A 14,703-nucleotide genomic window follows, 5' to 3' on the forward strand; every position below is an offset into this window, starting at 1 on the left:
TTCTATCGATTTTTTAAAAGGCAGTATACACAATGCGCGCTAGCCAGTACCTAATAGCCACTGTTAAAGAAACTCCATCCGATGCGGTGGTTATCAGCCATCAGCTGATGCTGCGCGCCGGCATGATACGCCGCCTCTCCTCAGGTTTATACACTTGGTTACCCATGGGTCTGCGGGTATTGCGCAAGGTTGAGGCCATAGTGCGCGAAGAGATGAATCGCGCTGGCGCACTAGAAGTCTTAATGCCTGTAGTTCAGCCCGCCGAATTGTGGCAGGAATCCGGCCGCTGGCAGCAATATGGCCCCGAGCTGTGCCGCCTTAACGACCGCCACAATAATGAGTTTTGCTTAGGCCCCACCCACGAAGAAGTCATTACCGACATGGTGCGCAATGAGTTGCGTAGCTATAAGCAACTGCCCGCTAATTTTTACCAAATACAGACCAAATTCCGCGATGAGATACGCCCCCGCTTTGGGGTGATGCGCTCGCGGGAATTTATCATGAAGGACGCCTACTCCTTTCACGATAGTGCCGAGTCTTTGCAGCAAACCTACGACGCCATGTATCAAGCCTATAGCCGTATTTTTGAGCGCTTTGGCTTAGACTTTCGCCCCGTAATTGCCGACAACGGTTCCATAGGCGGCAGCGGCTCGCACGAGTTCCATGTACTTGCCGACTCAGGTGAAGACGATATCGCCTTTAGCGATAGCAGCGATTACGCCGCCAACGTAGAAATGGCCGAGGCCTTAGCTCCCACTGGCGAGCGCCCAGCGGCCAGCCAAGCGCTAACTAAAGTAGCCACCCCTGGCCAACACAGCATAGAGGACGTTAGCCAAGGCCTGAATATTTCCCCCGCGCAAATTGCTAAAACGTTGATCGTATTAGGCGAAGCCGAAGATGATCAAGAGGCGCCTTTAGTAGCCTTAATTGTGCGCGGTGATCACGAGCTCAACGAGCTTAAGGCCGAAAAACTGGCCGGCGTGGCCAGCCCGCTACAGTTTGCCAGCGAAGAGCAGGTAAAAAATGCCACCGGTTCAGCACCCGGTTCAGTAGGCCCTATAGGCTTAGACCTTGCCATGATTATTGATCGCGCTGCCGCCCACTTGGCCGATTTTGTTTGCGGCGCCAATGAAGAAGGCTACCACTACACCGGTGCCAACTGGGATAGAGACTGCACCATCAGCGGCAACGATAAGGTAAGCATCGCCGATATACGCAATATTGTGAGCGGCGACCCCAGCCCCTGCGGCACTGGCACCGTGCAAATTAAACGCGGCATAGAGGTAGGCCATATATTCCAATTGGGTGATAAATATTCCGCTGCGCTAAATGCCAGCATCTTAAACAAAGAAGGCCGCGAACAAGTCTTAACCATGGGTTGTTATGGCATAGGGATTAGCCGCGTAGTCGCCGCTGCCATAGAGCAAAACTACGACGACAACGGCATTATTTGGCCAGACGCTATAGCCCCTTTCCAAATTGCAATTATCGGCATGAATATGCAAAAGTCTGAGCAAGTCAGCGAACAATGCGAGCTGCTTTATCAACAGCTAACCGACTTGGGCTATGACGTCATACTGGATGATCGCAACGAACGCCCCGGGGTAAAATTTGCCGACATGGAATTAATGGGTATACCTCACCGCCTAGTGATAGGCGACCGTGGCTTAAAAGATGGCAACATAGAGTACAAAGGCCGCCGCGACAGCGACAATCAGTATATCGCCATCGCCGATATACTGGACTTTGTAAACAATACCCTCAGCAAACCCTAAGCCGCTTATGCGTCAACTCTTTATCGCCAAGCTATTCCTGTGGCTATTATGCTTACCCATAATGGCCACAGCCAATAACCCGGCAACACTGGCCGAGCAGGCAGAACAGGCAGAGTTACGCGAGTTTTTAAAAAAAACCATTACCTCAGCAGACAGTTTTGATGATCGCTTTGATGCCGAAGTGTGGCTGGTAGATATGTCGGGGCGGCTGGCGCGCTTTGTTAAAAAACCCAAGCAGCGCCTTAAAATGCTGCGCGCCATACATAGAGAGGCCACCAAGGCAGAGCTAAAACCCGACCTGGTATTGGCCTTAATAGAGGTGGAAAGCCACTTTAATGAATACGCTATTTCCCGGGTAGGTGCCCAAGGCCTAATGCAGGTAATGCCTTTTTGGAAAAATGAAATCGGCCGCCCCGAAGATAACCTCACCGATATAGACACCAACCTCAGCTATGGCTGCCGGATTTTGCAGTTTTATCTAAAAAAAGAAAAAGGTAACTGGATGAACGCCCTAGCCCGTTACAACGGCAGCTACGGCAAATACTGGTACCCCGAGCGGGTTATGAATGCCTGGCGCAAGCGCTGGTTTGTGAATGAAACCTAAAACCTGTACTCGCCTTAACTGCCCGCCAACATAAATTGCACCAAGCCCGCCACCAAGCTTATCGCCACCAAAGCCACAATAATTTTAGACAACTTTTGCTGCTGCTCGGGTGCCATAGGCTTGGCATGCTTTTCGGTTAACTTAACCAACACAAATAAAGCCACAAACAAGCAGGCTAATATACTGAACAAGGTAGCCATAAACCGTCCTCTTAACTGGCGTTGGCAGCTCTTGCCGCCAACAGTTCTCTAGCCTGTGCATACCAAGCCGAAGGGTTATCGATTTCACCATCCTCTCGCAAGGGCGGATAGGCCAATTGATTAGCCAGGCAAAAATCCCGCACCTTGGGGTGGCCCCATTCAAAAAACAATCTGTCGTAAGTCGCCTGATCGATTCTTTGCTGATCATATAAACCCGCTTGCTGACGCTGATGGCGGGCTTCAGTCAAAATAATACCAGCGGCCACCGACACATTAAACGACTCCACCATGCCCACCATGGGCACGGTGATATGTACATCGGCATAGGCCTCGCCCTGCTCGCTAATACCTACCCGCTCTGCCCCCAACATTAGGGCAGTGGGTTTAGTGTAATCCACCTCGTGAAAATCTACCGCCGTAGGCGAAAGGTGAGCGGCGACTATTTGATAACCCTGCGTTTTTAGCAACTCTACCGGCGGTGCAAGCTCACGGTAGCGATGCACATCCACCCAGCTATGGCTGCCCATGGAAGTACCTAAAAAGCGCTTATAATCACTGTCGCCTATTACACAGTGCACATCGCTAATACCCACCGCATCGGCCGTGCGAATGATGGCTGAAAGATTACGGCCCTTGTGTACGTAGTCGGTCAATACTGTTAAGTCGGGTTGGCGGCGCGCTAAAACTTGGCGCAGGCGCTCAATTCTTGCTGGGGTCATAGATGGCTATCGTTTATGAGGTCAAAAAACCTATAATAACAAAACTACTAGGCTTGGACTAAGCCTCTATCACTGCCAGCCATGGCAAGCGCTGGTACAAAATACCAATACCGCTCCCTGCCAAGCATAAAACTGCGTGGCTGGCACAAGGGGCATGATCATTTTAAAAAACAAACTAAGCTGTAAGTTATGAATCCATACCTACTTACTTTGCCTACTTACTTAGGACCACTCGCCCTATGAGTAAAAAGCTATCGCTAGCACGCTTGATAAAAAATACAGCCCTTATTTTATTATGCCTATTACCTATTGCCGCCCTAGGCAGCCGGTTTAATATTTGGCCCTACAGCCTGGGCCTGGCCTTATTTGCGGCAGCACTGGTAGGCGGCCTAGCCTTACAAGTTATCTGCGCGCTATGGCTAATCCAAAAGCCTCAGCCACAATACGCAAGGCCACTACGCCAAGCGGCGCTCTTTTCGCTGCCAGCGCTTATCATCATTGCCTTTTTTATGCGCGAGACTAGCAGTGGCATGCCACTACACGATGTCAGCACTGACACCAGCCAGCCCCCACTGTTTGATAAAGCCATACTGCTACGTGGCGATAATGCCAACAGCCTGGTATACACAGCCGCAAAAGCCCAAATACAGGCGCGGCTGCATCCAGAGCTAAGCCCCATCAACACGCCTTTCAATAAGCAAAAAAACTATACGCTGGCACTGGCTAGCGCACAACAATTAGGCTGGCAAGTGCATCACCACGATGCCCAGCTGGGAATAATCGAAGCGGTAGACAGCACCCTGTGGTTTGGCTTTAAAGACGACATAGTGATACGCACCAATAACCAGCGTGTAGACATACGCTCTGTCTCCCGTGTCGGCAAGAGCGATCTGGGCACTAATGCTAAACGTATAGGAAAATTTATCAGCCATTTCCAAACACTGGCCAGCGATTAATCTACACTGCTGATAACCAATAGTTTATAGTCAATTGCAGCGCACTCACTATCTTGAATTAAGTGGACACCAACAATAATGCCTTTAACCAGCCACCTTATACGAACACTATGGTTGTTCTGCGCCCTAGTCTTGCTGATACCAGCCAAAGCTTTAGCCGTCGACCTGGATGACGGCCGCAATCACTATAATTTAAATGAAGACATTTACTGGTTTGAAGATAAAAGCCAGCTAATGACTATCGCGGATATTATTCAACCGCAAAATCTGGATCGCTTTCAACTCAACCAAAAAAAGCTGTTTAACTTAGGGTTTAAGGAATCTAACGTATGGCTGCACCTACAATTACAACGCCCACAATCTCAAGCAGCCAATAAAGAATGGTTTTTAAGTATTGATAACCCTTTGCTGGACCATATTGAAATTTACCAATACAGCCAAAAGACATTAACAAAAACTACGGTATTGGGTGACCTGCTAAGTTTTGAAAAACGGCAGGTTAAGCATAGATCCTTTATCACCCCACTACGCTTTGAAAGCAATAATATAGACCTATTTATAAAAATCACTAGCAGTAGCGTACTAAAAGTCCCCTTATATCTGTTTGACGATATCAAGCTGGCCGAGCAGTATGGTTATACCAGTAACTATTACGGTATGTACTTTGGTGTCATTTTTTGTGCGTTTATCTATTGTTTTTTTAAGTTTATAAAAACTCGTGAGCGCTTTTTACTCTACGGGTTTAGCTACATACTTGCCTTTGCCTTTATACAGGCCACTCTTAGCGGCTATGCTTTTCAGTATCTATGGCCTCAGCGGCCAGAGTTCAACCAAGCCTCTATTATTCTTTCTGTGAGTTTAAGTTGCCTCTTTGGTCTACTAACCTGCAGGCATTTTTTAGCTTTACCAGAGAGTAAATCCAGCTTTGAAATAGCTCTTAATGGCAGCATAGCCTTGGCCATAGTGCTAACTCTACTCGTGCCTTTTGTCAGCTATCAAACAGCACTAGAAATCACCTTAATGCTAATCCTAAGTGCTTCCACTGCCGTGTTTGCCTGCACGATTAGCAGTATCAGCCTAGGCGACAAAACTGCCAGGCTGTTTTTATTGGCATGGCTGTGTATGGCACCAGGCATCGTCAACTACTGCCTTATTACAGCCAACTATGTAGATGTGGGCCTATTAACAGAAACGGCCATATTGGCGGGTTCAGCGCTGCAGGTAATTTTGCTAAGCCTGGCGCTAGATAACCGAAGTCATGAGCACTTTAAAAACAGCTTTGCCCTGCAAGCCAGTGCACAGCAGCAATTAGCACAACAAGTTGCCGAATTAGAAACCAAGCTTAACCACAGCCAAAGAGCAAGCCTGTTAAAAGATAGTTTTTTAGCCACCATCAGCCATGAGCTACGCACCCCTGTAAACAGCATAGAGGGCTCACTATCTCTGGTTGATACCAACACCATGGATCAACAACAAAGCCATTATATTAATGCCGCTTACAACTCAGCCCAAAACCTCACTACACTCATTAATTCCATTTTACACTTCTCTGAAATACAGGCAGGCACAGCAAAAACAAAGAAAGAAAGTTTTGAGTTAAGACCCATTTTTAATCGCCTTGCTGACGCTTTTAGACATCGCTGCAATACTAAAAACATCACTCTCAATTGGCATATCGATAAAAATGTACCTAATTATATTGTTAGTGACAGCGACCAGCTTAGCCTAATACTTTCGCAACTAGTCGATAATGCTATTAAATACACTGAGCAGGGTTCTATTACTGTTACCATTTCCACAGAAAAACAACAGCTGATTTTTTCGGTACATGATACTGGCCAGGGCATTAACCCCACTAAACTATCCTCCATCATTAAAGAGTTCCAGCACAACAACAGTGACTATATGCGCCATCACCATGATATGGGTATAGGCCTGTCTATATGCCATCGCATATGCTTACTACTTAATGCCGAGCTGCACATAGAGTCCACTTTAGGACAGGGCTCACTCTTCACTTTTGTGGCACCGCTGCAGCTACCTAATATAACCCAGCCACAAGACCATAGTGCTGAGCCGAATAGCCATAAGGAAAAAATTGTTTTAATTGCTGAAGACAACCCTGTAAACCAAATGGTTTTGAAAGGTATGTTAGAAAAGCTAGACTGCATAGTGCTAACCGCCAATAATGGCCAGCAAGCACTAGACACCTTGCAACAACAGCCGGTAGATATTATTTTAATGGACTGCCAAATGCCTATTATGGACGGCTTTGAAGCCACTAAAAAAATACGCCAAACCAACAGTGCCTATAGCAACGTACCTATTATTGCTGTCACTGCCAATGCCATGGCAGGTGACAATGAACAGTGCATAGCTCTGGGTATGAATGACTATATTAAAAAACCTATTAACCGAGAGTTGCTGGCACAAAAAATACAGCACTGGTTAAGAGAAGCCAGCTAATTCGCCAAGCGCCAGCCTATCAAACCGCAAATTGGCCCGCACTAGTAAGCGCCCTGTTGTAAAAGCGCGTGGCTAACGCTAATCTTAGGTCGACAGCTTTTAAGGATGTATGTTCCACGAATGAATTCTCAGTATATCAACCCTCTTTTAACCGCCACCGTTAATGTGCTAACGACTATGGCCATGGTTGAAGTGAAAGTGGGAAAACCCAGCCTTAAAGAAGGGACCAACTGCCTAGGTGATATCACTAGTGTCATTGACCTCAAAGGTGAAAAGCATCACGGCTCCCTTGCTATCAGCTTTTCTCAGGCGGCTATACTCAATATAGCTAGCAATATGCTGGGGGAAAGTTTTGATACCATTGATGAAGCCATTGCCGATGTAGTGGGCGAAATAACCAATATGATTACTGGCAATGCCAAGCAAATATACTCCGAAGGTGGCTTGGACTTTGCGCTTGCCACCCCCAAGACCCTTATAGGCAAAGACACCCCTGTTGCCCACACTGTTACCGGCGCCACTATCTTAATGCCCTTCAGCACTGATGCCGGTGAATTTTATGTAGAAGTCTGCTTTAATTAGCGGCGTTTCTTGTTTGAAAGCCCCCATGCCCCCTGCCCAACACAGTCCACACTGGCACATCTTAGGTGCTGGTGCCATAGGCTCACTCTGGTCAGCTTATTGGCAGCAACAACACTTTGCCACTACCGTTATTAGCCGCCGTCACTCAGGGCCACGCCAGCTAGAGCTGATCGCGCCACAGTCTCGCTTTGCCTTTAGCCAGCAGCAGCTCACCGCTGTAGACCTAGAGCAAGAGATACAACAGCTGCTCATTACCACCAAAGCCCACCAGTGCTTAGCGGCGTTTAACAGCATTCAACATAGGCTTAGCGATGACGCGGTAATCGTCGTATTACAAAATGGCATGGCTGTTAACACCCTACCAACACGCGCCCAACAGCGCCTCTACGCAGCCACCACCACGGATGGCGCCCACTTTAAAAATGATAAGACCCTGGTACATGCGGGCCAGGGTGAGACCTATCTAGGCCCCATCAACGCCTATGCCAAACAATTACCCGCAGACGCTCTAATGCAACAGCTGCCATCGGCCTTACACTTGCATTACTGCTTGGATATAGAGCAAAGGCTATGGCGCAAACTGGCAATTAACTGCGCGATCAATGCATTAGGGGTTAAATACCAATGCCGCAATGGCGAGCTTATTAGCAATGCAGCTATACGGCAGGAACTCATCGACTTGTGCCAAGAAATCAGCATGGTGGCAGCAGCACTGGAGCTGGGCCCTTGGTTTGACAATCTCTATCAGGAGGTAGCCAAGGTTGCGCAACTCACTCACAACAATATTAACTCCACTTTACAGGATATAAACCAAGGCAAAACCACTGAAATCATAGCCTTAAACGGCTATTTATGTGACATTGCCAAGAGTTTGCAACTTGCCACACCGTTGAACCAAGCGCTGTTAGAGCTGGTATTGGCCAACAGCCCAGCGCAGTAAGCCTGCCCTGAATACTAGCGGCTCAGGGCCTCTGCAAGCCTGCTGACCACTTACACCGGTAGTTATTCTTTAGCCGTTGCTATAGCGACCACCACATCTTGAATAGCGCCACCCTCGGTATTCCAGCGATCCAAAATAGAGGCCAATTGCTGCGCCTGCTCATAGAGAGACAACAACTCTTCGGGAGTCTCTTTGGCACCGGCATAAGACTTCACCTGTCGCAACTCCAACGCCAGGGGATGCTGGCCGTCTTCCATACGCTTTTGCTCTAGGCGCCAGCGTATGCTGTGCACCATCGTGCGGTAAAAAATAAGCTTGGTATGCAAGCTCACCGTATCGAAGTGATGTATATCACCAAAGGGCTTAAAATCAGTGGCAAATAAGGTGGCTGTTTTGCCGTTGTTGTCAGCCGCTACCGTCGCTTTGCGCTCGTGGTCACACAGCAGCGCCAAGTCTCCAAACAGCTCACCCGGGGTTATATGGTTTAAGGGGTGCTCCTGCTGCGGGGAGTTTAAATATACCGACAGCCCGCCCTTAATCAAAAAATATAACCACGAGCCTCTATCGCCGCGGCGCATGATTGTTTCGCCAGAGTTCAGCTCCACGATGCAGGAAAAATCCATCAACACGGCGAGCTGCTGCTCATCTTCACGTTGAAGCTGATTAAAAAAAGGGATTCTGCGCAGCAGGGAGGCTATATCTTCGGGCTTAAACTCACTTAAATCTTTAATTTTCATTCGTTAATATTTTTATAGTAAGGCGTTAAATTTCAAAATGTCCCCTCAAGATAGACTGTATCTAGGCATAAACAAAGCCTTGATACAGCCTATGGCTATAAAGAGCCATAACAGTCGCTAGCTAAATGATCCCAGCAATAGCGCAATTGGGGGTAAAAACCGCAAAAACGGCTAAAGCCACCGCAAAAATCACAATTACTGGCAACTAACTCTTTACATTAGCAACCACTGCGCTACATTAAAGCTGTAAGCAAAATGGAATAAAAATCACTCAATGCTTGATGATTGTATTATATATACGGCATAGCAAGCTAATCGTAGTCGCATCGGTCAATACTGGCTCTGCCATAGACAATGTCATAGAATAAAAGCCGATCGTATTAGATATACCTGCTTGCTGTGTCAGGCAGAACTACAATAAAACGGCTAAAAGCCAGAAAATACTCAAAACAATGAATAAAATAAGCTCACTGATACTCGTTTTTTTAACGCTAATATTCACCGCAAACAGCCATGCGCAAGATAGCGCTTTTGATGAGCTGACCATGAATGGCCTAGCCTCTTTTCAAAAGCTGCGCAAAGAATATTACATAGGCGCGCTATACCTAGAACGCAACAGCCAAAACCCCGAAGAGATTATCGCCATGCCCGGCAACAAGCGCATGGACATACGGGTGGTAGACGACACTTGGTCACCTAGACGCTTTGCTAAAGAGTGGACCGGCTCCATACTACTGAATAACGAGCCCTCCAGCTTAGAAAAGCTTACAACGCAAATTCAATCCTTCACCCAAATCCCCAGTAACGACCTGGTAACCGGTGACCGCCTGACTATAGATATGGCTGAAGGCCGCCACACGACTATCTACCTTAATAACCACCGCGTTTTTAGAACAATTAACAATGACTTCTTCTACGCCCTGCTTAACACTTGGATAGGCTCTAAGCCCCCCTCTACCGAATTTAGGCAAAATATTTTAAAACTGCCGCGCGATGAAGACGGTGTCGCTTTGTTGACCCGTTATGAAAACCTGAGCTACAGCGATAAGCGCAAGCGCCAGATTATAGGCTGGTCTAAATCAGCACAGAGCACAGCTACTGCCGGTAGCTCTGCCGCCTTTGCCCCGCCTGGCATTAACGGCAGTGTTGGCGCTGTAACAGCAAATGTTAGCCCCGAGCAGGACAAGGCCAAAAAAGCCGCTGCCGCCAAAAAAGCTGCCGAAGAAAAAGCCGCCGCCGAGGCACTAGCTAAAGCCAAGGCCGCTAAAGAAGCCGCCGAAGCCAAAGCCGCTGCAGCTGCAGCTGCATTAGCCAAAGCTCAAGCCGAGCAAGCTAGGCAAGAGGCTATGAATAAGTATCAATCGGCCATGTATCAAGTTATCTCTAAAAACGTGAGATACCCCAAGCGCTCACAGCAACGCGGTGAACGCGGCCGCGCAGTGGTAGTGGTAGAGCTAGACCGCGAGGGCAAGATTCTTAATCTCACACTTAAAGAGCCCACACAGTTTGCTCGCTTAAATAATGCCGCTGAGAAAGCCTTTAAAGTGTCAGAGCCCTTCCCACCCATACCCACAGAATTATCGGGCAATAGCTTTGAGTTTGTGTTCCCAATTAACTTCTAGGGTTTAGCAAACAGCGATACACTCTTAAGCAAGATATAAAAAAAGCGGGCTAGGCCCGCTTTATTTATATCTGCGCAAACAGCTTTTATAAATTAATAATCCTTTGCCGCTGCTCATCGTTCAATAACTTCAGCAAAGGCTCTAGTTCATCCAGTAGATAATCCATTTGCGTCATCACGTCTTTTTCACCGCCCTGCAGAATTTCGCCTATAGCTTCATCTATAGAAACCCCGGCCGCCTCTGAACGGCGATTCTTTTTGCGATACTGATCCAAATCTATGTGGTGCACTTGGCCTAAGCCACGCCTAGCAGCACGTTTTTGCGCATCACTGGCACAATTAATCAGCAACTGAGGGTCAGCATGTACACCTTGGGCCACTATACAAGCCCCTACTGACACGGTAATTGGTAAGGCTTTACCCTGCAAAGTAGCTTTAAAGTTACTCACGGCCATACAAATGCGATGCGCTATCAATAAAGAGCCGTCGGGGTCAGCCCCTGGCAATGACACATAAAAACTCGATAGACCGGTGCGCGCCACGGTATCTTCTTTGCGTACCGCCTGGCTAAGTACTGCGGCTATACGCTTGATAATGGTTTCAGCACCACTACGCCCTATGCGTACAAACAGGTTTTTAAACGCGTCAACCTCGACATTAAGCACGGTCAGCTCATGATTATGGCGAGTGCTGAAGGACACGTCTTTAGCTAATTGTTTTTCAAAACCTCGGTAATTAAGCAGATCGGTTAGTGGGTCAATAATAGACGTCTCTACCAAGGACTGCGTGGCCTCTTGGTAACGTAAATGTGCCTGCGCACGGGCGTTAATATCTGCGGCATCAAAGGGCTTGGTTAAAAAATCTGTAGCGCCCAACTCATAGGCTTTATTTTTAGCGTCCTGGCTATTGTCAGCGCCAGTCACGACTATCACCGGCAATTGGCGTATGCGTTCATCACTGGAAGTTTGCACTAAGTTCAACAGCTCGAAGCCATCTAGCTCAGGCATTACCAGATCGGTAAAAACCACCTGTATCTGTTCATCGTGCTGTATCATCTCCCAACCTTCTTGGCCATTTTCTGCCAATTGCAAATCAAAGTTTTCGGAGAACATTTTTAGGGCAGCAGCGCGTATCAGCTTAGAGTCATCTACAAACAAAATTTTAGGCTTGGCTAACTGGCTGCTAAGTGGCTTAGCTTCAAATACTGTAGGCATAAGTGTTAATCATTATTATTAGGTGAGTTTACTATAGCTAATAATGCCAGATATTCACTATAAGTAACTGAAAATATTGCTTATTTTTATATTTATTGCTGGTAAGCGACAAACTCTACGGTGTTTCGGCCCTTACTCTTAGCGCTGTACACCCCTTCGTCAGCGCATCTAACCAAGCGCTCGCTCACCAGTGCTTGCTCGCAGGCAGTCGTACCTGGCTGCCAGCAGCTCACCCCTATTGATAGCGTGAGATTGAGTGATTGACCGGCATCGTTATAAATGGGTAACTGGCTGACCTGCATGCGTATGCGCTCGGCAATTTCCAAGGCTCGCTCAGGACTGCAGTTGGGCAATAATAAAGCAAATTCCTCCCCGCCATAGCGGCACACATGATCGGTTTTACGCAGCATCTGGTTAATATGCTGCGCTACAATTTTTAGCGCTCTATCACCGGTAGGATGGCCGTGACTATCATTAATACGCTTGAAATGATCCAAGTCTACAAATAGCAGGCTAAGTAATTCTTTATTACGAGAGGCCCTGGACACTTCTTTTTCCAAAGCCTGATTAAAAGCACGACGATTTTTAACCTGGGTAAGCATGTCGTACATACTCAAGCGATGTAAGCGCTCCTGGTTGACCACGTTTTCAAAACACACCGCCACTACTGAAGCCAGGTGATTAATAAAGTCGGTGGATTTATCCAGCGCAAAACGCTTATGCCCTCTGGCCCCCATATGTAAACTGCCCACCAACACGCCCTGCCGCACCAAAGGTAGCATAGCCGCCGAGCGCAACGCTGCGTTGTGAAAAATGGCCGGACTCTGCACCCTGCCTAGAGAAACCAGCTGCACACTAGGCTTAGCGCCATACAATTGCTTTAGTGGTTCGCTTTTAGGCAATAGCAGTAAATTACTATAGTCGTCGAGATTCTCTATATGCTCAGCGACGGTCTGTTCGGGGTCGTACAACCACAGCTCTATCGCATCCAGCTGGAAATAAGCCAGGCTATCATCTAACAGCAAGTTTAATAATTCGGAAAAACCGGATGCATCCAGTAAGCGGAGCTCAAAACGTTGATAGCGCTTTAAAATTTGCTCGTTCTGGGCGGCTTTTTTCAGCAGCTCTTGCACGGTAGCTTCATCCGCCGGAGCACGGCTATGACGGGGGGTATCCGGCAGCACGCTACCAGCCTCCAGCATTCTTTTTTTCACCCGCTCAAAACTCACCCAGCCACCTCAACGAATATAAGCCGCTCAACGCTTAGCCTGTATAAGCCTCTAATATAGTCAACAATGTCATTGTATCGCTATGTTGTTGTTTTATATTCCGCAATAGCTCATCTTGTGAACCAAAGCGCTTTTTATCATAGAGGCTTACAGAGCTAACAGGCTGTGCCTGATTTGAGTTTGGACAAGACCGCAAAGACTTAGCCTTAGTAGCTGCTGTGGCTGCCAGTGCCAAGGGCTGCTCAGTGGGCTCACTGACTGTGGGCTCGGCCCATGGTTTAAGCTTGGCCGACATCTCTCGCAACTGATAATCGTCACGGTCAGGGCTTAAAATCAGCTGTTCTATAAAACTGGGGCCATCTAAAGGGCTGTGTTGATAGCTTGTAAAATAAGCCTGCACAGCAGCGCGCAGCATACGCTCTACCGCCTCCCTATCCGCACTGCCCTTTTCTATGGCCAATAATAATCGCGAGTGCAGCTCGGCGACATAGTCATTTTCAAGCAGCTTATCTTTCTCTGCCGACTTGCCCCCAGCCGACTGCAGCTGAGCTTTGGACTTGTGCTGCTCAGATTGTTTAAATTGCTTATACCAGTAGGCACTAAACGATTTGCCAGCTGGCAAGCTGTTGCTGTCCTGGGTTAATGCTTGCGCCAAACGTATAAAGCTTTGGCTGGAAGGGTCGGTATCCGGAAACATCGCCACCGGGTTTTGCAAGGTAACAGCTGCTCTTACGCTCTCATCGCGAGGTAAATACCCCAAGTACTGCAACTCTACTCCTATGTACTTTTCTACCGCCGCAGCAAAGCGGCTAAAAATAGCACGGCCCTCATTACTGCCCTCGCACATATTCACCACCACCCGAAATAAAATCCGGCCTTGGCGGCGTTTTAATAACTTAATTAATGAAAAAGCATCGGTAAGCGAGGTGGGCTCTGGGGTAATAACAACCAATGAATACTGGGCAGCCGCGATAAAATCTAAACTGGCATCGGCGATGCCGGCCGCATTATCGATTAATAAATAGTCAAACTCATGCTCTATGCGCGCCAGCTCGCGGGTTAAACGCAGCTGCTGACGAGGATGTAGGGTAGCGCATTCACTAATACCGTTTGCACCGGGGATAATTTTAAGATTATGCGGAGCGGCGACCATCACTTCGTCTATGGCTTTAGCGCCGTATAATACATGCTCCAAACTATACTTGGGCTGCACGCCTAGCAGTATATTAACGTTGGCCAATCCGGTGTCGGCATCTAGCAAACAAACGCGGAAACCTTGCTTGGCTAGGGTGATGCCTAAATTAACCGCAATACTGGACTTTCCCACCCCGCCTTTACCGCTGCAAATAGCAATAACGCGAGGCATGGCAGGCTGCGGCGAGCTTTGGCGAGTCACTGATTGCACAGGGCAGATCATTCCGTTAGTGAGTTGTTATTATCAATAATTTGACACTTTTTTATAAAACTGTGACGTAGCGCATATTATCAAACTGTAGGAAAAAAGCGATAGCCACAGCAATAACGGTAATATTCACACTTTGTAGCTATCTCCCCCTATTCCCCTTTATCATTAGCCTGTATTTTAACCATCCTGTGGTATCTGCTAGGGCGGTTAGCTATACTCAGCTATAACAGTTTTACTTAACTGCGCTCTCAACGA

At 47.7% G+C, this 14,703-nt stretch carries 13 protein-coding genes; 7 read left to right on the forward strand and 6 right to left on the reverse strand.

Annotation, left to right across the window (positions count from 1 at the left end; genetic code table 11):
* Window positions 1–32 precede the first annotated feature (32 nt).
* Together NO559_RS00130 and NO559_RS00135 are read left to right on the forward strand one after the other, a co-directional pair.
* Window positions 33–1,775: a proline--tRNA ligase gene (locus NO559_RS00130; RefSeq protein ID WP_258329733.1), complete on the forward strand. Its 1,743-nt coding sequence runs from the start codon at window positions 33–35 to the stop codon at window positions 1,773–1,775.
* A 7-nt stretch (window positions 1,776–1,782) separates the two neighbouring features.
* Window positions 1,783–2,379: a lytic transglycosylase domain-containing protein gene (locus NO559_RS00135; protein WP_258329734.1), complete on the forward strand. Its 597-nt coding sequence runs from the start codon at window positions 1,783–1,785 to the stop codon at window positions 2,377–2,379.
* Between the two features lie 14 nt (window positions 2,380–2,393).
* Here the strand turns inward: NO559_RS00135 and NO559_RS00140 are convergent, their stop codons facing one another.
* Both NO559_RS00140 and trmH read right to left on the reverse strand, forming a co-directional pair.
* A complete protein-coding gene (locus NO559_RS00140; protein WP_258329735.1) occupies window positions 2,394–2,579 on the reverse strand; it encodes a hypothetical protein in 186 nt (61 codons plus the stop codon).
* Window positions 2,580–2,590: 11 nt separating this feature from the next.
* Window positions 2,591–3,298, reverse strand: a complete 708-nt coding sequence (gene trmH / locus NO559_RS00145; protein WP_258329736.1) for a tRNA (guanosine(18)-2'-O)-methyltransferase TrmH — start codon at window positions 3,296–3,298, stop codon at window positions 2,591–2,593.
* A gap of 239 nt (window positions 3,299–3,537) precedes the next feature.
* On the opposite strand from trmH, the gene NO559_RS00150 reads away from it, so the two are divergent.
* The 4 genes from NO559_RS00150 (at window position 3,538) to NO559_RS00165 (ending at window position 8,242) form a co-directional block, all read left to right on the forward strand.
* Complete coding sequence (locus tag NO559_RS00150; protein WP_258329737.1) at window positions 3,538–4,254, forward strand: DUF1499 domain-containing protein; 717 nt, start codon at window positions 3,538–3,540, stop codon at window positions 4,252–4,254.
* Between the two features lie 78 nt (window positions 4,255–4,332).
* A complete protein-coding gene (locus NO559_RS00155) occupies window positions 4,333–6,720 on the forward strand; it encodes a hybrid sensor histidine kinase/response regulator (RefSeq protein WP_258329738.1) in 2,388 nt (795 codons plus the stop codon).
* 120 nt (window positions 6,721–6,840) lie between these two features.
* Window positions 6,841–7,302, forward strand: coding sequence for a chemotaxis protein CheX (locus tag NO559_RS00160; protein WP_258329739.1), 462 nt, complete (start codon window positions 6,841–6,843; stop codon window positions 7,300–7,302).
* 25 nt (window positions 7,303–7,327) lie between these two features.
* Window positions 7,328–8,242, forward strand: a complete 915-nt coding sequence (locus NO559_RS00165; protein ID WP_258329740.1) for a ketopantoate reductase family protein — start codon at window positions 7,328–7,330, stop codon at window positions 8,240–8,242.
* A gap of 62 nt (window positions 8,243–8,304) precedes the next feature.
* On the opposite strand, the gene NO559_RS00170 is transcribed toward NO559_RS00165, so the two are convergent.
* Window positions 8,305–8,979: a cyclic nucleotide-binding domain-containing protein gene (locus NO559_RS00170; RefSeq protein WP_258329741.1), complete on the reverse strand. Its 675-nt coding sequence runs from the start codon at window positions 8,977–8,979 to the stop codon at window positions 8,305–8,307.
* Between the two features lie 452 nt (window positions 8,980–9,431).
* Between NO559_RS00170 and NO559_RS00175 the strand changes: the two genes are divergently transcribed.
* On the forward strand, window positions 9,432–10,601 hold the full coding sequence (locus NO559_RS00175; RefSeq protein WP_258329742.1) for a TonB family protein: 1,170 nt from the start codon (window positions 9,432–9,434) through the stop codon (window positions 10,599–10,601).
* Between the two features lie 85 nt (window positions 10,602–10,686).
* Here the strand turns inward: NO559_RS00175 and NO559_RS00180 are convergent, their stop codons facing one another.
* The 3 genes from NO559_RS00180 to NO559_RS00190 form a co-directional block, all read right to left on the reverse strand.
* Window positions 10,687–11,814, reverse strand: coding sequence for a diguanylate cyclase domain-containing protein (locus NO559_RS00180; RefSeq protein ID WP_258329743.1), 1,128 nt, complete (start codon window positions 11,812–11,814; stop codon window positions 10,687–10,689).
* 92 nt (window positions 11,815–11,906) lie between these two features.
* Entirely contained in the window at window positions 11,907–13,043 is a 1,137-nt protein-coding gene (locus NO559_RS00185) for a sensor domain-containing diguanylate cyclase (protein WP_258329744.1), read from the reverse strand.
* A gap of 34 nt (window positions 13,044–13,077) precedes the next feature.
* A complete protein-coding gene (locus NO559_RS00190) occupies window positions 13,078–14,448 on the reverse strand; it encodes a MinD/ParA family protein (RefSeq protein WP_258329745.1) in 1,371 nt (456 codons plus the stop codon).
* Window positions 14,449–14,703: the final 255 nt, after the last annotated feature.

Source organism: Dasania sp. GY-MA-18, from assembly GCF_024734385.1.
Classification (GTDB): Bacteria; Pseudomonadota; Gammaproteobacteria; order Pseudomonadales; family Dasaniaceae; genus Dasania; species Dasania phycosphaerae.

What these genes read in the sequence shown, in the direction of transcription:
- NO559_RS00155 (WP_258329738.1), top strand. Translation starts at nt 4,333, where the DNA reads ATGCCTTTAACCAGCCACCTTATACGAACACTATGGTTGTTCTGCGCC.
- trmH (WP_258329736.1), bottom strand. Translation starts at nt 3,298, where the DNA reads ATGACCCCAGCAAGAATTGAGCGCCTGCGCCAAGTTTTAGCGCGCCGC.
- NO559_RS00175 (WP_258329742.1), top strand. Translation starts at nt 9,432, where the DNA reads ATGAATAAAATAAGCTCACTGATACTCGTTTTTTTAACGCTAATATTC.
- NO559_RS00140 (WP_258329735.1), bottom strand. Translation starts at nt 2,579, where the DNA reads ATGGCTACCTTGTTCAGTATATTAGCCTGCTTGTTTGTGGCTTTATTT.
- NO559_RS00150 (WP_258329737.1), top strand. Translation starts at nt 3,538, where the DNA reads ATGAGTAAAAAGCTATCGCTAGCACGCTTGATAAAAAATACAGCCCTT.
- NO559_RS00170 (WP_258329741.1), bottom strand. Translation starts at nt 8,979, where the DNA reads ATGAAAATTAAAGATTTAAGTGAGTTTAAGCCCGAAGATATAGCCTCC.
- NO559_RS00130 (WP_258329733.1), top strand. Translation starts at nt 33, where the DNA reads ATGCGCGCTAGCCAGTACCTAATAGCCACTGTTAAAGAAACTCCATCC.
- NO559_RS00135 (WP_258329734.1), top strand. Translation starts at nt 1,783, where the DNA reads ATGCGTCAACTCTTTATCGCCAAGCTATTCCTGTGGCTATTATGCTTA.
- NO559_RS00180 (WP_258329743.1), bottom strand. Translation starts at nt 11,814, where the DNA reads ATGCCTACAGTATTTGAAGCTAAGCCACTTAGCAGCCAGTTAGCCAAG.
- NO559_RS00165 (WP_258329740.1), top strand. Translation starts at nt 7,328, where the DNA reads ATGCCCCCTGCCCAACACAGTCCACACTGGCACATCTTAGGTGCTGGT.
- NO559_RS00160 (WP_258329739.1), top strand. Translation starts at nt 6,841, where the DNA reads ATGAATTCTCAGTATATCAACCCTCTTTTAACCGCCACCGTTAATGTG.